The following is a 15,747-nucleotide window of genomic DNA, read 5'->3' on the forward strand; positions in this document are numbered from 1 at the left end:
CCGAAATCCCCTAAAAGCGGCTAGTTTTACGCTGTGCCCGCGTTGATATGACACGATTCGTCCTGATCCAGACCAGCCACCCCGGCAATGTCGGCTCCGCCGCCCGCGCCATGAAGGTGATGGGCTTTTCCGAACTGGTGCTGGTGGCGCCGCGCTTTGCCGATGTCTTGTGCCAGGAGGAAACCGTGGCCATGGCCAGCGGTGCGGCAGATATCCTGGCCCGCGCCCGCATCGTGGCCACGCTGGAAGAAGCCCTGGATGGCTGCACTTTTGCCTGCGCCACAGCCATGACGCCGCGCGACTTCGGCCCGCCGGTGCGCGAGCCGCGTGCCTTGTTTGCCGAGTTGGCGGCGGCGCCAGCCGAGAGCGCGCACAAGCTGGCCCTGGTCTTTGGCTCCGAGCGCTACGGCATGAGCAATGAGGATGTGTACCGTTGCCACGCGGTGCTGTCGATCCCCACCCATCCGGACTACGGCTCGCTCAACCTCGCCCAGGCGGTGCAATTGCTGGCCTATGACTGGCGCCAGGCCCTGGGCGGCTTCTCGGTGCAGGCCCGCACGGCCGATCCGCGCCTGGCCGATGCCGTGGCCGTGCAGGGTTTGTTGAGTCATCTGGAGGAGGCGCTGGTGGCGGTGGAGTATCTGGACCCGGCCGCACCCAAGAAACTGATCCCGCGCCTGAATCAGCTTTTCAATCGCGCCCAGCTGACGGTGGAAGAGGTGCATATCTGGCGCGGCATTGCGCGCGCCATGCTCAAGCAAAGCGCGGCACTTGGCGCCACGGCCGCTACGGGCAAAACGGGTAGCGACGACGCGGCTTGAAGCGGGCCGCTAAACTGGCCGCCCCCTCCCGTCCCTTTGTGAAGTAGCCCCTCATGTTTCAGCGCATCCGCGAAGACATTGCCTGCATTCTTGAACGCGACCCTGCGGCGCGCAGTCGCTGGGAGGTGCTGACCTGTTATCCGGGCCTGCATGCGCTGATGTTTCATCGTCTCGCGCATGGCTGCTGGATCCGTGACTGGAAGTGGTTGGGCCGCTTCATCTCGCATCTGGCGCGATTCTTCACCGGCATCGAGATTCATCCCGGTGCCAAGATCGCACGCCGCGTCTTCATCGACCACGGCATGGGCATCGTCATCGGTGAGATGGCCGAGATCGGCGAAGGCTGCACCATTTACCAGGGTGTGACCCTGGGCGGCACGGCCTTGGTCAAGGGCGCCAAACGCCACCCCACGCTGGAGGCCGGTGTCATCATCGGCGCCAATGCCTGCGTGCTCGGCGGTTTCACCGTCGGCGCAGGTGCTCGAGTTGGCTCAGGCGCGGTGGTGACCAAGCCGGTGCCGGCAGGTGCTACGGCCGTGGGCAACCCGGCGCGCATCATCGAAGCCAAGGCCGACGCCCAGCGCGAGGAGGTTGCGGCTCGCATGGGCTTCTCGGCCTACGGTGTGTCGCAGGGCGATGACCCTGTAGCCCAGGCCATGCGTGGCCTGATCGACAACGCCGCCGGCCATGAGCATCAGATCGCTTTGCTGTGGCAGGCGGTGTGCAAACTCTCCGCCGCTTCGGGCGAGAAGGTGGGCGACTGCGTCCCGCAAGACGCCCAGCAAGCCGAAGCCTTTGACGCGGCAGGTTTGAATCGCCTCGTGAAGTAGCCGACTGTCAGGCGGCTTTCACAGGCCTTTGCGCTGATTTTGGGCGGAAGGCCTTGACGACCTCCTCGGCGGTTTCCAGGTAAGGGCCGCCGATCAGGTCGATGCAATAGGGCACGGCTGCGAAGATGCCGGGCACCAGGGTTTCGCCGTCCGAGCTTTTCAGGCCTTCCAGGGTTTCGGCAATCGCCTTGGGCTGGCCCGGCAGATTGATGATCAGGCTTTTGCCTCGGATCACGGCGACCTGGCGCGACAAAATTGCCGTCGGTACAAAGCGCAGGGAGATCTGCCGCATCTGCTCGCCAAAGCCGGGCATTTCTTTGTCGGCCACATCTAGCGTGGCCTCGGGCGTCACATCCCGCAGTGCCGGGCCGGTGCCGCCGGTGGTCAGTACCAGATCGCAAGCGGCCTCGTCCACCAGCTCGCGCAAGGTCTGGGCGATCAGGGCGCGTTCATCGGGAATCAGGCGCGGCTCGAAGCTGATGGGGTTGCGCAAGGCGCGGCTCAGCCAGTCTTGCAGGGCAGGCAGGCCTTTGTCTTCATAGACGCCGCTGGAGGCGCGGTCGCTGATGGAGACGATGCCGATGCGAACGGCGTCACTCATCGGCGCCGTCCTCATCTTCTTCGTCCTGCTTGCCCTCGCTGGGATTGACGCGCAGCTGCTCGGTCTTGATGAACTGGAACAAGTCGCGGTAAGCGCGGCCGCTGCGCTTTTCGGGCTCCAGGGCGGCGTCTTTGCGGGCCGCGCGTACCAGGCTGCGCAGCTGCTGCACATCGATGCCGCCGTGAGCCTCGATAAAGGCTTGCAGGGCGCTATCGTTCTTGAGCAGACGCTCACGCCAGGCCTCGCTTTGGTGCAGGGCCAGGCTGTCCTTGGCATGACCCAGTTTGAAGGCGGCCACGGCTTGGCGCAGAGGCTCGGGGTCGACCCGGCGCATCAGCTTGCCGATGTATTGCATCTGGCGGCGGCGGCCTTCGTGGGCGGTGATTTTCTTAGCAGCCTTGATGGCATCGGCCAGAATTTCCGGCAGGCCCAGCGGTTCGATACGGCTGGCCGGCAGGGTCAGCAAGTCTTCGCCAAGCGTTTGCAATTCAAGCATGTCACGCTTGAGCTGGCTCTTGCTGGGGCGGTTGTCGAAGTCGTCGTCTTCGGCCGTGAATTCTTCTTGTGTTCTCATGATGACGCTGCTGCTTGTGTTGCGGCTCACCCCAAAAAGGGAGCGAGCAAAGTTCAGGGTGCTGGGATTCAAGGGCCAAGGCCTTGTTGGGCTGCTTGGGATTGCCAAGCAATTTGCCCGGCCGACCTTGAATCTGGCAAAAGAGGCCTATCTAGGCTGATATGGCTGCGGCATCATGCCGCGACCTTATGATTGTCCCCTAGTTCTGAGATTTATTGCCGCACTGCAGGCGGCCCTTTTCATCCGGGGCCTGCGTCAAGCCCTGTGCCTGCCAACAGCGTCAGTCCCAAATCCCCCAGCCCAAGTCCTATTCATGCCCAAGTTCGCCGTGCCTTCTAGCCCTGCCTCTACTGCCGCCTCGTCTCCAGCCCATTCGGCGTCGGGCAGCGGTTTTGCCTACCGTGTGGAGCAATTCCAGCAGCTGATCGAAGACGTGCTGCAAGAGGCCAAGCGCATCGGCGCCAGCGACGCCGGTGCCGAAGTGTCGGAGGGCTGTGGCCTGTCGGTGTCCACCCGCATGGGCGAGCTGGAGAATGTGGAGCGCAATCGCGACAAGTCCTTGGGCATCTCGGTCTATGTGGGCCAGCGTCGCGGCAATGCCAGTACCTCGGACTTCTCGCCCAAGGCCTTGCGCGACACGGTGCGTGCGGCCTTCGACATCGCCCGCTTCACCGCCGAAGACCCGGTGGCTGGCTTGCCCGATGTGGAAGACTTGTCGCTGGATGCGAGTACCCGCCCCGAGCTGGATCTCTTCCACCCCTGGGCCATCGATGCCCAAGCCGCTGCCGAGTTGGCCCTGCGTTGCGAGGCCGCGGCCTTTGCCACCGACCCGCGCATCCGCAATAGCGAAGGTGCTGCCGTCTCGGCCCAGACCTCGCATTTCTACACCGGCAATAGCCGCGGCTTCCGTGGCGGCTATGCCAGCTCGCGCCACTCCATCTCGGTAGCCCCCATCGCCGGACGCGGCGCCGATATGCAGCGCGATGCCTGGTACAGCTCTATGCGCGATGCCAAGGATCTGGCTTCGCCCGAGGCCGTCGGCCGTTATGCAGCGGAGCGTGCGCTCTCCCGCCTGAAGTCGCGCCGCGTCGCCACGGCCGAGGTGCCGGTCTTGTTTGAGAACTCGGCGGCAGCTGGTTTGCTGGGCTCCTTGGTGCAAGCGACCAGCGGCGGTGCTCTGTATCGCCGGGCCAGCTTCTTGCTGGACAGCCTGGGCAAACCGGTCCTGGCCTCGCATATCGACATCGACGAGAACCCTCATGAACTCAAGGGCAAGGGCAGCTCGCCCTTTGACGATGAAGGCGTGACGACCCGTGCCCGCAAGGTGGTGGAAGCCGGCCAGTTGCAGGGTTACTTTTTGTCCACCTACACCGCGCGCAAACTGGGCATGCGCACCACGGGCAATGCCGGTGGTTCGCACAATCTGCGAATGACGAGCCGGCTCACCGCGCCTGGCGATGATCTGCCCACCATGTTGCGTCGCCTGGGCACCGGCCTTTTCGTCACCGAGTTGATGGGGCAGGGCGTCAACTATGTGACGGGGGACTATTCGCGGGGCGCCAGTGGTTACTGGGTCGAGAACGGCGAGATCGCCTACCCGGTGCACGAGGTGACGATCGCGGGGACCTTGCCGGAAATGTTCCAAAACATCATCGGCATCGGCCGCGACGCCTACACCATGGGCGGCAAGACCGTGGGTTCGCTGCTGATCTCCCGCATGAAGCTGGCTGGCAGCTAAGCCCTGGCATTTTTGACGCGCGTCTGCACGGGTTTGCCCCGGCAAAAACGCCCGGTCTGGGTCGCAGCTCAACCCTAGAATTGTGCGGAGGCCCACCTTGGATTGGGCGCTCCCAACAAACTAGGAGACCTTGATGCAACGTCGTTCCTTTGTTCGTCACGCGGGCCTGGCCGGTGTGCTGGCGGCGGGGGCCGCGCCTGCCGTCGTGCATGCGCAGGCCAATATCCGTTGGCGGCTGGCCTCCAGCTTTCCCAAATCGCTGGACACCTTGTTTGGTGCCTCCGAGTTGTTCGCCAAAAAGGTGAGCGAGATGAGCGGCGGCAAGTTCCAGATCTCCTTGCACGCTGGCGGCGAGTTGATGCCGCCGGGCCAGGTGGTGGATGGGGTGCAAAGCGGTGCGGTGGAAATCGCGCACACGGCGCCCTATTACTTCTTCGGCAAGGACGAAACCTTTGCCCTGGGCTGCGCCATCCCCTTTGGCTTGAACAGCCGGCAGATGACGGCCTGGATGGTGGAGGGCAATGGCCTGAAGCTGATGCGCGAGTTTTACCGCCAGTACAACATCATCAATTTCCTGGGTGGCAATACCGGGGCGCAGATGGGCGGTTGGTTCCGCAAGGAGATCAAGTCCGTCGGCGATATGAAGGGCTTGAAGTTCCGGGTGGGTGGCTTTGCCGGCCGTATTCTGGAGCGCATGGGCGCGGTGCCGCTCAATATTCCCGGCGGCGAGATTTACTCGGCCCTGGAAAAGGGCACCATCGACGCGGCCGAATGGGTGGGCCCTTACGACGACCAGAAGCTGGGCTTCAACAAGGTGGCGCCGTATTACGCCTACCCTGCCTGGTGGGAGGGTGGCCCCCAGGTGGACTTCTTCATCAACACCAAGTCCTTTGAAGGCCTGACGGCCGAGTACAAGGCGATTGTCGAGTGCGCGGCCTTTGCCGCCCATGTGGACATGCAGGCCAAGTACGACGCCAAGAACCCTGCGGCGCTCAAGCAATTGGTGGGCTCGGGCACCAAGCTGTTCCGCTTCCCCAAGGAGGTGATGGACATCGCCTTCAAGGAGTCGCAAGCCGTCTACAGCGATCTCTCGGCCAAGAACCCGCATTGGAAAAAGGTCTACGAGGACTTCAGTACCTTCCGCCGCGACCAGAACCTCTGGTTCCGCTTTACTGAAGCCGGCTTCGACGATTTCATGCAATCGCAAAAACTCTGAGAGCCGCTGGTTCAAAACAAGCCCTGCCTATCGATCTGGCAGGGCTTTTTTCTGCGCACTACTTCTTAGCGGCTTCTTCTTGCAAGGCTCGCCGCACAGCTTCCATCGGGTCCTCCGCCTGGCTCGCCTTGCCAATGCCGCTAGCCGCGCTGCTGGCGCTCTCAGGCTTGGCTTGGCTCATCTGTCGCATGGCTTCGTCGGCATTGGTCTGGGCCTGATCGGCCTTGCCATTGGGGTGGCTAAGGTCTTGCAGCAACTCGGTCGCATGATTGAGGTCGACGGCCTTCTCTTTGTCGAGAAAGGCGGTGACCGACTGTGGAAAGAAAATCACGATGGCCACCAAGATCAGCTGCATCAAGACCCAGGGGATGGCGCCCATATAGATGTCCGAGGACGCCACCTTGCGCGGAATGGCGCCGGTCTTGAACAAGGTGTCTGAGATGCCGCGCAGATAAAACAGGGCAAAGCCAAAGGGCGGGTGCATAAAGCTGGTCTGCATATTGACGCACAGCATCACGCCGAACCAGACCAGGTCTATGCCCATCTTGTCGGCCACCGGGCCCAGCAGGGGCAGGATGATGAAGGCGATCTCGAAGAAGTCGAGGAAGAAGGCCAGGAAGAAGATGAAGATATTGACGGCAATAAGAAAGCCTGTCTGCCCACCCGGCAGATGACTGAGCATGTGCTCGATCCAGGCGCCGCCTTCGACACCCTGGAAGACCAGGGAAAAGGTGCGCGAGCCGATCAGGATGAACACCACCATGGCGGTGATGCGCATGGTGCCGGCCATGGCCTCGCGAATCAGCGGCCAGTTCAGACGCCCATGCAGGGCCGCCAAGATGAATGCGCCCACGGCCCCCATGGCCCCCGCCTCGGTAGGCGTGCAGACGGCGGTGTCAATGCCCGGCAGGCCGCCCATGCTGCCCAGTACGGCAAAGATCAGAATCGCCGAGGGGATGATGCCGCGCAAGCACTTCTTCCACAGCGCCCAGCCTTGCAGCGAGCGCTCGGTCTTGGGGATGCCGGGCAGGTAGTGAGGCTTGAAGCGGGTGAGGGCAAAGGTGTAGAGCGCGAAGATCAGCACCTGCAAGATCGACGGTCCCCAGGCGGCCTTGTACATATCGCCGACCGAGCGACCCAGCTGATCGGCCAGTACCACCAGCACCAGGGAAGGCGGCACCAACTGGGTGATGGTGCCCGAGGCCGCCAGCACGCCGGTGGCGTAACGCATGTTGTAGCCATAGCGCATCATCACCGGCAGCGAGATCATGGCCATGGCGATCACCTGACCCGCCACCGTGCCGGTGATGGCGCCCAAGATGAAGCCAACGATGATGACCGAATAGCCCAGGCCGCCGCGCACCGGGCCGAAGAGCTGGCCCATGGAGTCCAGCATGTCTTCGGCCAAGCCGCAGCGTTCCAGTAGGGCGCCCATCAGGGTGAAGAAGGGAATGGCCAGCAGTAGATCGTTGGACAAGATGCCGAACACGTTCTGCGGCAGATTGGCCATGAACTCGGGCGGGAACCAGCCCTGCGACACGGCGAAAAAGCCGCAGGCCAGACCCAGCGCCGCCAAGGAAAAAGCGACCGGGAAGCCGATCAGCATGATGATGATCAGCCCCGCAAACATCAGGGGCGGGAAGTTCTCCATCGCCATCATCATTGCAGCGGCCTCTCGTACTGCACATCCATCTCTAACTGCTGATTCAAGCAGGCGATGCGCTTGATCACCTCCGCCAGCGCCTGCAGGCAGAGCAGGCCGAAGCCCAGGGGTAGCAGCAAGGCGGCAGGCCAGCGGATCAATCCACCGGCGTTGGCCGACATCTCGCCGCTGCTGAGCAACTTCCAGAGATAGGGCAGGGCGCCCAGGCTGGCCACGCTGTCCGAGGGGCTCATGCCGGTGTTCAGCTTGAGCCAGAACATCTGGCCCGATAGCCAAGTCAGATAGGCCATCACCGGCAGCAAGAAGACGATCAGGCCAAACAGGTCGATACCCAGCTTGCCGCGTCCGCTCAGGCGGCTGTAAACGAGGTCAACCCGCACATGCTCATTGACCTTGAGCACCTGGGCCGCGCCCAGCATCACGCAGGCCGCGAAGAGATACCACTGAATCTCGCTAAAGGCGTTGGAGCTGTAATCCAAGGCATAGCGCACGACTGCATTGGCCGCGCTGATCAGGCAGGACAGCAGAACCGCCCAGCTGGCGAGCGTGGCAAAACGGGCGCTGATCTTGTCTATACCCTGGGCCAGGGCGAGAAGGGCTTTCATGGCGCTCCCAAAAGAAAACGGACTCGCTGCATGCGCAACGAGTCCGCCACTTTAGCGAGCCCTATCGCCCCAAGCGCTCAATCAGGCCTGAAATGACCCAGCTTCAGGGAAAGCACTGAGGGCGTATTCACAGCGCCGAAGCGGCCATGAACAGCTTGGTCGAACGCGCGCCCGAGCGGCAAAAAGCCAGCACGGGCTTGGGCAGGCTGTCCAATAGCGCGCGAAAAGCCGCAATCTCTTCGGGCGACTGATAGCCACCTTGCACCGGCAGGTGCTGATAAACCAAGCCAGCGGCCGCGGCGGCCTCGGCCATCTGCGCGCTGGTGGGTTGATCGGGGCCGCCTTCGAAATCGGGGCGGTTATTGATCACGCTGCGAAAGCCGGCCGCAGCCGCTTCCTGCATCGATTCCGGCGCCAGCTGGGGAGCGACGCAGAACTCGGGCGCGACGGTTTGAATGGGCAACAAGCTCATGCGGGGCTCCGTGGGGGTTCAGTTGCTCAAGGCTTTTTTGACCGCGGCGGACACCAGGCCCATATCGGCCTTGCCTGCCAGCTGCGCCTTGACGGCACCCATCACCTTGCCCATATCGGCGGCACCCTTGGCGCCCAATTCGGTGACGATGGCGGCAACGGCGGCGCCAATCTCCTCGGCCGACATGCGCTGGGGCAGATAGGCTTCCAGCACGGTCAGCTCAATCGCTTCCTTGTCGGCCAGATCTTGGCGGCCGCCGGCGATGAACTGGGTGATGGAGTCCTTGCGCTGCTTGACCAGCTTGTCGACGATGGCGATCAAGGCCACATCGTCCACCACCACGCGCTCATCCACCTCTTTTTGCTTGACGGCTGCCAGCAGGCCACGGATGGTGGTCAGCTTGTCGGCTTCCTTGGCACGCATGGCGGCTTTCATGTCTTCGGTGATGCGGTCTTTCAAGCTCATGGTGGTTCCTCGTGTTGGGATTGGATTTGATTGTCGGGTGAGAGTTAAAGCCAGCGCAAAACAGGCACAAAAAGAAAAAGCCCGCGACAGCGTCCTGTGCGGGCTTCTTCTGGAGAGCTTTGGAAGCTCAAGGAGGCTTGTTACCGGATCAATCAATTGAAAATTGATTGGGCTTCAAGCTCCTGCTGACTCTGGAAAGAATCAGTACAGCTTCTTAGGCAGCTGCATGCTGCGAACGCGCTTGTAGTGACGCTTGACGGCGGCAGCCTTCTTGCGCTTGCGCTCTGCAGTGGGCTTCTCGTAAAACTCGCGGGCGCGCAGGTCGGTCAGCAGGCCCAGTTTTTCGATAGTGCGCTTAAAGCGGCGCAGTGCCACATCAAACGGCTCGTTCTCTTTGACGCGAATCGTGGTCATGAAAAGGTAGTTCCTTCAATATGCGCTCGGTGTTCGCCATCCACTTTTTTCAAAACATCGAAACTAGTTTTGATGCAGTGTCTGAAACGGCTTATCCGGATTCCGCTTCAGTAGTGTTGCGAATCGACGCGCAGGGTTTGCCAGCAAAGAGGGAGATTGTAGCCTGAAAATTGTCAGTTTGACAAATTCATTGGCAATGATCGCGCGCAGGCTGCGGCACTGGCCCAGGCCCATTGAAAGTTGTAGCCGCCCAGCCAGCCGGTGACGTCCATCACCTCACCGATGAAGAAGAGGCCGGGTATCCGTTTGCTCTCCATGGTCTGCGAACTCAGCTCACGGGTGTCGACGCCACCCCGCATCACCTCGGCCTTGCGCCAGCCCTCGCTGCCGTTTGGCGTGAGTTGCCAAGCCTGCAGCTGTTGGGCCAGGTTTTGCAGATCCTTGTCCTTGCACTCGGGCATGCTGCGTTGACTGCTTAGGCCCAGACGCTCGATCCAGGCCTGCGCCAGTCGCTGTGGGAAGAGGGCGGCCACCACATTGCCTAACTGCCGCTTGGAGTCGTTCTTGGCGTTCATCAGCTGTTCTTGCAAATCTTGGTCAGGTGCCAAATCGATTTGCAAGGCCTGACCTTCTTGCCAGAAGCTGGAAATCTGCAGAATCGCAGGGCCGCTGAGGCCGCGGTGGGTGAACAGCAGGTCCTCCAGGAAGCGAGCTTTCTCCTTGCCTTTGCCGGTACTCACCGCCACGGGCAAGGACAGGCCGGACAAGGCGGAGAAGGGGGCCCAGTTCTCGGCGTCAAAGGTCAGGGGCACGAGCGCGGGGCGGGGTTCAACAATGGCGTGCCCGAAACGCTTTGCCAGGCGCAAGCCCCAATCGCTGGCGCCAATCTTGGGGATGGAGAGGCCGCCAGTGGCGATCACCAGCCGGGCGGTTTTCACCAGGCCGCGGCTGGTATCGAGCTCGAAGGCGGGTTCGGCATCGGCGGCCGTTTCCATTTGGCGCACATCCGCGACGGTGCAGGGTTGCCAGCGTTGCACGCCACCGGCCTCGCATTCGTCCAGCAGCATGCGAATGATTTGTTCGGCGGAGTCATCGCAAAAGAGTTGCCCCTTGTGCTTTTCGTGAAAGGCGATGCCGTGTTGTTGCACCAGATTGATGAAGTCCTGCGCGCTGTAGCGGGCCAGGGCCGAACGGCAAAAAGCCGGGTTGTTAGAGATGAAATTGCCTGGGCCCGCATCACGGTTGGTGAAGTTGCAGCGGCCGCCGCCCGAGATGCGAATTTTCTCGGCCACTTTCTCGGCATGGTCTATCACCAGTACGCGCAAGCCGCGCTGCCCGGCCATGCCGGCACAAAACAAACCGGCGGCACCGGCGCCAACAACCACCAAATCAAACTGCATGGGTTTTCTTTTTGTTCACGGAAGCAAGAGTCGCGAAAAATCTTCGCGGGAATGGCGCTATTGTCCGGCGGAACTAGCGTTCGCAATTTGGGCCTGAAACCGCCGGTGTTCCATGGATCAAATTGCGCGTTTGCCTGCATCATCTCGGGCAAGGCTTGGTGTGGGCGCCCAGCGTTAACGGTCGGCGACATTTCGCACGGGAATGCAACACCTGTGTAAAGTTTTTTCGTAATCGCCTGTAAACCGGCAAGGGCTTGGATACCATGCCGCGACATTGCCAATCTAGGGGGAAAAAGCAGGCGCAAGGTCTGGCCCTCTTGATCATGCAAGGCCATGCCATCTACATTCGATGTATCGCTGCGAAGTTTTGCGGCAAGGCTTGTTTGTCGGCCCTGGTTTTCTTGAGGATTCATGGACATTTCAGCCGCTTCGCACGATGAGGAAACACCCCAGCCGGGCAGCCTTGCGCTGTGGTTGCGGGAGCATGCTGAACTGGCCCAGAGCCTGGCCGTCAAGTTGCTGAGCTTGACCGAACCGCTCAATACTTTTGCCGCCATTAAGGCCGTTGCGAATGGGCGTTATGTTTTTGCCAGTGGTGGGCTGGATCAACTCTTTGCCAACAAGCCCGTGGTGGGCAGCAATGACAATGATTTGATGCGCAGCGAAGAGGTGGTGGCCATGCGCCGGGTTGAGCAAGCCGTGATGGCGCAGGACTCGGTGGTGGTGAGCGAGCATCGCCTGGAATTGGCGGGCCGCCGCCGTGAGTTCACCGTCACCCGCGCACCGGTCGGCAAGGATTTCTTGCTCTCCGTCTGGCATGAACGCACGGAAGAGCGGCATCGCGAATCCCATCTGCAAAGAGCCTTGTTGCAGATTGAGCAGCAGCAGAAGGCGCTGGAACAGATTCGACGCGAGTTGCAGCAGGGCAGTGGCCGGGACGATATGTCGGGCCTATATCTGCGCGCCCAGTTCGATGACCAGCTACTGCGCGAGATTGATCTCTCCACCCGCGAACACCGGGAGTTTGCTCTGGTCATCATCGCCCTGGATCCCTTGCCCGCCACCATGGAGGCTTTGGGCGAGGCGGCGCATGAGCGTTTGCTTGAAGGCATGGGCCGCATGCTGCGGGCCAATACCCGGGCCATGGATGCAGCCTGCCGCATCGGCGAGTCGCAGTTTGCGGTGCTGCTGTCAGGCGTGGGCTTGGCGACTGCCCATGCGCGCATGGAGCAGCTGCGCCGCCAATGCACGGCGCAAATCATTGTCATGAATGGCCAGGACATGGGCTTGTCCCTGTCCATGGGTGTCTCCAGCTTTCCGCATACCGCCTCCAAACAAGACGAGTTGCAAGCCGCCAGCGAGGCCGCGGTGCGCGAAGCCCAGCGGCGCGGTGGCAATCAGGTGGTGCTGGCCTCCATTCCCTTTGAACTTTGAGGGCTTGGGGCCTATACGGCCAGCAGCTCTTGCAAGACCTGCCATTCCTCTGCGCTAACGGGCGTGATCGACAGACGGTTGCCCGCTTGCAGCACCCGCATGCTTTGTAAGCGGGGTTCGACCCGCATCTCGACCAGGCTCAGCAAACGGGTTTTGCGGCAAAAGCGCACATCCACATGCAACCAGCGCGGCGCCTCCGGCTTTGACTTGGGGTCGTGGTAGGGGCTGTTTGGATCGAACTGGGTCGCGTCCACATAGGCGCTGCTGGCGACTTCCGCAAAACCGGCGATGCCAGGCTGGGGGCAGGACGAGTGGTAGAACAGCACGCCGTCGCCCAGGGCGAAGACGTCGCGCATGAAGTTGCGCGCCTGGTAATTTCTGACGCCGACCCAGGGCAGGGTTTGCTGCGGGGCGCGGGCTAGGTCATCGATCGAGCACTCATCGGGCTCGGACTTCATCAACCAGTAGTTCAAGGGCTTGGCCTTTGACCGATGGGGTGAGTGGAAATTGGGGGTGTCCACCGCGAGCCGCGAGCCGCATTCCTGAACCGGGGGTTCAGGGGGGCGAGGTCAGCCAAGCTTCGGGTTCATCTGACGCGAGATGATCACACCTGCAGAGGAAATGTTCCAAGCCCGAGCTCAAAGAGCATTGGTTCAAGGAAATATAAGACTCGCGCAAACGCAGTGGACAAGGCGGATTCTAAGGCCTGGCGACTGACTCGCAGGCAAGATCAGAGCAAATGTCCGTCGTGATCCAGGGCCTCATCGAGGCGCCGCATCAAGCCTTCCAGATCGGGCAGGCGGCCCAGCGCTTGCTCAGCGGCCTGAACGTCGGCCTGAGCCTGCACCGAACTTGTGGCCGGCGCAGGCCTGTCGCCATCCTCGGCCAATTGATAGGCCAGGTTCAAAGCGGCCAGCACGGCGATGCGTTCGCGCGCCTTGACCTTGCCGCCGTCGCGGATGGCGCACATCTCCCGATCCACCTGGCTGACGGCCTCGGCCAGCGCGGCTTCGCCGCCTTCGGGGCAGCCCAGCAGATAGCTCTGGCCCATGATGGTGACTTCCATCTGCTTCATGAGGAGTGATTCTTTCCGGCTTCGTTGTCGACGGGCAGGCGTTCCAGCAAGGCGTCGATGCGCCCGCGTGCCGCGTTCAGGCGAGAGCGCAAGCTGTCGCGCTCCTGACTCAATTGCAATACCTGCTCTTGCAGCAAGGCATTGGTGCGTTTCAGTTCATCGTGTCGCAGCAGCAAACGCTCAACGCGTTCCAGCAAATCGGTGAGGCTTGGCATGGCTTCCCGTGGCTATCTAGTCAAGGATGGATTGTAGGCGGCGACCATGGTCGCACTGGCTGGAAACCGTGCAGGCGCTGCACAAAGGCTGACGTGCTTTGCACACATAGCGACCGTGAAGAATCAGCCAGTGGTGGGCGTCGACCATGAATTCGGCCGGGATGCGTTTGAGCAGGCCCATCTCCACGGCCAGCGGCGTTTTGCCTGGCGCCAGACCGGTGCGATTGCTGACCCGGAATAGATGAGTGTCCACGGCCATGGTGGGCTCGCCAAAGGCGACGTTCAAGACCACATTGGCGGTTTTGCGGCCCACGCCGGGCAAGGCTTCCAAGGCTTCACGGCTGCGTGGCACCTGGCCGCCGTGCTGGTCGACCAAGATCTGGCAGGTCGCCATCAAATGCTTGGCCTTGCTGCGGTACAGGCCGATGGTGCGGATGTATTCGCTCAAACCCTCCAATCCCAGGGCGAGAATCTTTTGGGGCGTATTGGCCACGGGGAACAGTCGCCGCGTTGCCTTGTTGACCCCTACGTCGGTGGCCTGGGCGGACAGCAACACGGCGCTGAGCAGCTCAAACACGCTGGCGTATTCCAGCTCGGTCTGCGGCGAGGGATTGGCGGCTCTCAGGGTGGAGAAAAAGGTCTGGATCTGCTGGGCGTTCATGGCGAGCTATTGTCCTCTGTCGCCAAGCCTCCAAGCTCAGGCATGATGGCGCCCGTTACTTCTTGCAAAACCTTGCTCAAGAAGGTCATTTCCATTGTTCGCTCCATGAATCTTTCCAAAGACATGCGTCTCTCCGTCCGGCCCTGGCTCTGGGTCTTGGCCTTGATCCTGCTGCTGCGCCTGCTGAGCCTGGCCACCATGCCTCTGACGGACCACACCGAGGCTCGCTATGCCGAGATCGCTCGGCTGATGGTTCAGCTGGGTGACTGGGTGAGCCCGCACATCACACCCGATGAGGTGTTTTGGGCCAAACCACCGCTGTCGACCTGGAGCCAGGCGCTGAGCATGCAGGTCTTTAAGGTCAGCGAATGGGCGGCGCGTCTGCCCGCCGTGGGCTGGAGTTTGATGAGTTTGGGCGCTCTGGCCTGGATGTTGCGCGGCAGCCTGAGCTGCTTGCAAATCGCTGCTGTGTTGACCGTGCTGAGCCTGAGCCCCTTGTTCTTCATCAGCGCAGGCGCGGTGATGACCGACGCCACCCTGGGAGCTTGCGTCATGCTGGTGCAGGCCGCCTGGTGGCGGGTTTTGAATAGCGAGGGCAGGGCGCGTCAACGGGCGGCTCGGATCCTGGGTTTTGGCATGGCCTTGGCCTTGTTGACCAAGGGGCCGGCGGCGGCCGTGCTGGCCTTGCTGCCGATTCTGATTCACGCGGGCTGGCGCAAGCATTGGGCTGTGGTGCTGGCCGTGCTGCGCGATCCTTCGGTCTGGTTGATCTGCTTGGGGCTGTCCTTGCCCTGGTACATCCTGGCCGAGATCAAGACGCCGGGTTTCTTGCAGTACTTTGTGCTGGGCGAGCATGTGATGCGGTTTTTGCAACCCGGCTGGAAGGGTGATCGCTACGGCTTCGCCCATGCCCAGCCCCTGGGCATCATCTGGGTCTACACCGTGGTGGCGGCCTTGCCGGCCGTCCTGCTCTTGCTGGCGCGCTTGCCCCTGCTGCGCTGGCGGCAAGGCTCGGGCAGTCTGAAGCGCGCCCTGCAGGCCTCGGGCGGCGTGGAGCTGGCTTGCTATGCCTTGTGCATTGTCCTGGCCCCGCTGCTGCTGTTCAGCGCTGCGCGCAATCTGATCTTCACCTATGCCATGACGGCCTTGCCTGGGCTGGCCTGGCTGGCGGTGATGGTTTTGCCAGAAAGGGCCTTGAGCGGCGCCAAAGCCTGGGGTTTGGCCCTGCTGTGGACGGCGCTCTATGCCTGGGCCTTCTTTTTCAAGCTGCCCGAGGTGGGGCAGCAGCATTCGGACAAGCCTTTGATCGACGCTTACCGTGTCGCTTGCCCGGCGCAAGATTGCGCGCTGCGCTACGAGGCCAAGCCGCCGTATTCGGCCTTCTTCTATACCGGAGGCAAGTTGTACACCGGTCTGCCGGGTCGGCCGGGTGCGCCAGCCTTCAAGGTCGTGCCGGTCGAGAAAAAATCTTCGCGCCCCAGCGATGCGCTGGTCTGTAACAAGGAACAATGTCTGCTGCGCGACGACGGCGTCGCGACCGGTTCACGCTGATGCAACAAGCTA

General features: G+C 61.9%; 20 protein-coding genes. 7 read left to right on the plus strand and 13 right to left on the minus strand.

Features of this window, described 5'->3' with window-relative positions:
- Positions 1-47: 47 nt before the first annotated feature.
- Positions 48-821, plus strand: a complete 774-nt coding sequence (locus DBR47_RS12445; protein ID WP_124450472.1) for an RNA methyltransferase — start codon at positions 48-50, stop codon at positions 819-821.
- Positions 822-874: 53 nt separating this feature from the next.
- Positions 875-1,651: a serine O-acetyltransferase gene (cysE, locus tag DBR47_RS12450; RefSeq protein WP_124450474.1), complete on the plus strand. Its 777-nt coding sequence runs from the start codon at positions 875-877 to the stop codon at positions 1,649-1,651.
- Positions 1,652-1,658: 7 nt separating this feature from the next.
- Here the strand turns inward: cysE and mog are convergent, their stop codons facing one another.
- A complete protein-coding gene (mog, locus tag DBR47_RS12455; RefSeq protein ID WP_370454911.1) occupies positions 1,659-2,252 on the minus strand; it encodes a molybdopterin adenylyltransferase in 594 nt (197 codons plus the stop codon).
- A complete protein-coding gene (gene yjgA, locus DBR47_RS12460) occupies positions 2,245-2,826 on the minus strand; it encodes a ribosome biogenesis factor YjgA (protein WP_124450479.1) in 582 nt (193 codons plus the stop codon). The genes mog and yjgA overlap by 8 nt, the downstream gene beginning before the upstream one ends.
- Between yjgA and DBR47_RS24590 the strand changes: the two genes are divergently transcribed.
- The 3 genes from DBR47_RS24590 to DBR47_RS12470 all read left to right on the plus strand — a co-directional run bounded on the left by DBR47_RS24590 (position 2,825) and on the right by DBR47_RS12470 (position 5,780).
- Entirely contained in the window at positions 2,825-2,986 is a 162-nt protein-coding gene (locus tag DBR47_RS24590) for a hypothetical protein (protein ID WP_156089047.1), read from the plus strand. The genes yjgA and DBR47_RS24590 overlap by 2 nt on opposite strands.
- A gap of 153 nt (positions 2,987-3,139) precedes the next feature.
- Entirely contained in the window at positions 3,140-4,564 is a 1,425-nt protein-coding gene (pmbA, locus tag DBR47_RS12465; RefSeq protein ID WP_124450481.1) for a metalloprotease PmbA, read from the plus strand.
- Positions 4,565-4,697: 133 nt separating this feature from the next.
- On the plus strand, positions 4,698-5,780 hold the full coding sequence (locus DBR47_RS12470; RefSeq protein ID WP_124450483.1) for a TRAP transporter substrate-binding protein: 1,083 nt from the start codon (positions 4,698-4,700) through the stop codon (positions 5,778-5,780).
- A gap of 58 nt (positions 5,781-5,838) precedes the next feature.
- Here the strand turns inward: DBR47_RS12470 and DBR47_RS12475 are convergent, their stop codons facing one another.
- The 7 genes from DBR47_RS12475 to DBR47_RS12505 all read right to left on the minus strand — a co-directional run bounded on the left by DBR47_RS12475 (position 5,839) and on the right by DBR47_RS12505 (position 11,212).
- Positions 5,839-7,437 (minus strand): TRAP transporter large permease subunit, encoded by a 1,599-nt coding sequence (locus tag DBR47_RS12475; RefSeq protein WP_231512305.1) that lies wholly within the window; start codon positions 7,435-7,437, stop codon positions 5,839-5,841.
- Between the two features lie 2 nt (positions 7,438-7,439).
- The gene (locus DBR47_RS12480; protein ID WP_124450485.1) at positions 7,440-8,048 is read right to left on the minus strand and encodes a TRAP transporter small permease subunit; all 609 of its coding nucleotides are present in this window, start codon (positions 8,046-8,048) and stop codon (positions 7,440-7,442) included.
- Between the two features lie 127 nt (positions 8,049-8,175).
- The gene (locus DBR47_RS12485; RefSeq protein ID WP_124450487.1) at positions 8,176-8,520 is read right to left on the minus strand and encodes a TIGR01244 family sulfur transferase; all 345 of its coding nucleotides are present in this window, start codon (positions 8,518-8,520) and stop codon (positions 8,176-8,178) included.
- An 18-nt stretch (positions 8,521-8,538) separates the two neighbouring features.
- Positions 8,539-8,985: a GatB/YqeY domain-containing protein gene (locus DBR47_RS12490; protein ID WP_124450489.1), complete on the minus strand. Its 447-nt coding sequence runs from the start codon at positions 8,983-8,985 to the stop codon at positions 8,539-8,541.
- 201 nt (positions 8,986-9,186) lie between these two features.
- The gene (rpsU, locus tag DBR47_RS12495; RefSeq protein ID WP_007833691.1) at positions 9,187-9,399 is read right to left on the minus strand and encodes a 30S ribosomal protein S21; all 213 of its coding nucleotides are present in this window, start codon (positions 9,397-9,399) and stop codon (positions 9,187-9,189) included.
- 173 nt (positions 9,400-9,572) lie between these two features.
- Complete coding sequence (locus DBR47_RS12500) at positions 9,573-10,799, minus strand: NAD(P)/FAD-dependent oxidoreductase (protein WP_124450491.1); 1,227 nt, start codon at positions 10,797-10,799, stop codon at positions 9,573-9,575.
- Positions 10,709-11,212: a hypothetical protein gene (locus DBR47_RS12505; protein ID WP_124450493.1), complete on the minus strand. Its 504-nt coding sequence runs from the start codon at positions 11,210-11,212 to the stop codon at positions 10,709-10,711. Before DBR47_RS12505 ends, DBR47_RS12500 begins: the two co-directional genes overlap by 91 nt.
- Between DBR47_RS12505 and DBR47_RS12510 the strand changes: the two genes are divergently transcribed.
- Entirely contained in the window at positions 11,211-12,233 is a 1,023-nt protein-coding gene (locus DBR47_RS12510) for a GGDEF domain-containing protein (protein WP_124450495.1), read from the plus strand. The two genes, DBR47_RS12505 and DBR47_RS12510, sit on opposite strands and share 2 nt — an antisense overlap.
- Positions 12,234-12,244: 11 nt before the next feature.
- Here DBR47_RS12510 and DBR47_RS12515 read toward each other — a convergent pair whose 3' ends face one another.
- The 4 genes from DBR47_RS12515 to nth all read right to left on the minus strand — a co-directional run bounded on the left by DBR47_RS12515 (position 12,245) and on the right by nth (position 14,184).
- Positions 12,245-12,706, minus strand: a complete 462-nt coding sequence (locus DBR47_RS12515) for an EVE domain-containing protein (protein WP_124450497.1) — start codon at positions 12,704-12,706, stop codon at positions 12,245-12,247.
- A 257-nt stretch (positions 12,707-12,963) separates the two neighbouring features.
- Positions 12,964-13,308: a cell division protein ZapA gene (locus DBR47_RS12520; RefSeq protein ID WP_124450499.1), complete on the minus strand. Its 345-nt coding sequence runs from the start codon at positions 13,306-13,308 to the stop codon at positions 12,964-12,966.
- Complete coding sequence (locus DBR47_RS12525; protein WP_124450501.1) at positions 13,305-13,523, minus strand: DUF904 domain-containing protein; 219 nt, start codon at positions 13,521-13,523, stop codon at positions 13,305-13,307. Before DBR47_RS12525 ends, DBR47_RS12520 begins: the two co-directional genes overlap by 4 nt.
- A gap of 16 nt (positions 13,524-13,539) precedes the next feature.
- Positions 13,540-14,184 (minus strand): endonuclease III, encoded by a 645-nt coding sequence (nth, locus tag DBR47_RS12530; RefSeq protein ID WP_124450503.1) that lies wholly within the window; start codon positions 14,182-14,184, stop codon positions 13,540-13,542.
- Positions 14,185-14,289: 105 nt separating this feature from the next.
- Here nth and DBR47_RS12535 point away from each other — a divergent pair, with 105 nt between their 5' ends.
- On the plus strand, positions 14,290-15,735 hold the full coding sequence (locus DBR47_RS12535; RefSeq protein WP_231512280.1) for a glycosyltransferase family 39 protein: 1,446 nt from the start codon (positions 14,290-14,292) through the stop codon (positions 15,733-15,735).
- The last annotated feature ends 12 nt before the right edge of the window (positions 15,736-15,747 follow it).

The sequence above is a fragment of the Paucibacter sp. KBW04 genome (assembly GCF_003852425.1).
Taxonomy (GTDB): Bacteria; Pseudomonadota; Gammaproteobacteria; order Burkholderiales; family Burkholderiaceae_C; genus Paucibacter_A.

Coding starts and splice junctions, on each gene's coding strand:
- yjgA (WP_124450479.1), bottom strand. CDS start 2,826: ATGAGAACACAAGAAGAATTCACGGCCGAAGACGACGACTTCGACAAC.
- DBR47_RS12505 (WP_124450493.1), bottom strand. CDS start 11,212: ATGAATCCTCAAGAAAACCAGGGCCGACAAACAAGCCTTGCCGCAAAA.
- DBR47_RS12510 (WP_124450495.1), top strand. CDS start 11,211: ATGGACATTTCAGCCGCTTCGCACGATGAGGAAACACCCCAGCCGGGC.
- DBR47_RS12485 (WP_124450487.1), bottom strand. CDS start 8,520: ATGAGCTTGTTGCCCATTCAAACCGTCGCGCCCGAGTTCTGCGTCGCT.
- mog (WP_370454911.1), bottom strand. CDS start 2,252: ATGAGTGACGCCGTTCGCATCGGCATCGTCTCCATCAGCGACCGCGCC.
- nth (WP_124450503.1), bottom strand. CDS start 14,184: ATGAACGCCCAGCAGATCCAGACCTTTTTCTCCACCCTGAGAGCCGCC.
- DBR47_RS12480 (WP_124450485.1), bottom strand. CDS start 8,048: ATGAAAGCCCTTCTCGCCCTGGCCCAGGGTATAGACAAGATCAGCGCC.
- DBR47_RS12520 (WP_124450499.1), bottom strand. CDS start 13,308: ATGAAGCAGATGGAAGTCACCATCATGGGCCAGAGCTATCTGCTGGGC.
- DBR47_RS12475 (WP_231512305.1), bottom strand. CDS start 7,437: ATGGCGATGGAGAACTTCCCGCCCCTGATGTTTGCGGGGCTGATCATC.
- DBR47_RS24590 (WP_156089047.1), top strand. CDS start 2,825: ATGATGACGCTGCTGCTTGTGTTGCGGCTCACCCCAAAAAGGGAGCGA.
- DBR47_RS12525 (WP_124450501.1), bottom strand. CDS start 13,523: ATGCCAAGCCTCACCGATTTGCTGGAACGCGTTGAGCGTTTGCTGCTG.
- rpsU (WP_007833691.1), bottom strand. CDS start 9,399: ATGACCACGATTCGCGTCAAAGAGAACGAGCCGTTTGATGTGGCACTG.
- DBR47_RS12445 (WP_124450472.1), top strand. CDS start 48: ATGACACGATTCGTCCTGATCCAGACCAGCCACCCCGGCAATGTCGGC.
- pmbA (WP_124450481.1), top strand. CDS start 3,140: ATGCCCAAGTTCGCCGTGCCTTCTAGCCCTGCCTCTACTGCCGCCTCG.
- DBR47_RS12500 (WP_124450491.1), bottom strand. CDS start 10,799: ATGCAGTTTGATTTGGTGGTTGTTGGCGCCGGTGCCGCCGGTTTGTTT.
- cysE (WP_124450474.1), top strand. CDS start 875: ATGTTTCAGCGCATCCGCGAAGACATTGCCTGCATTCTTGAACGCGAC.
- DBR47_RS12470 (WP_124450483.1), top strand. CDS start 4,698: ATGCAACGTCGTTCCTTTGTTCGTCACGCGGGCCTGGCCGGTGTGCTG.
- DBR47_RS12535 (WP_231512280.1), top strand. CDS start 14,290: ATGAATCTTTCCAAAGACATGCGTCTCTCCGTCCGGCCCTGGCTCTGG.
- DBR47_RS12490 (WP_124450489.1), bottom strand. CDS start 8,985: ATGAGCTTGAAAGACCGCATCACCGAAGACATGAAAGCCGCCATGCGT.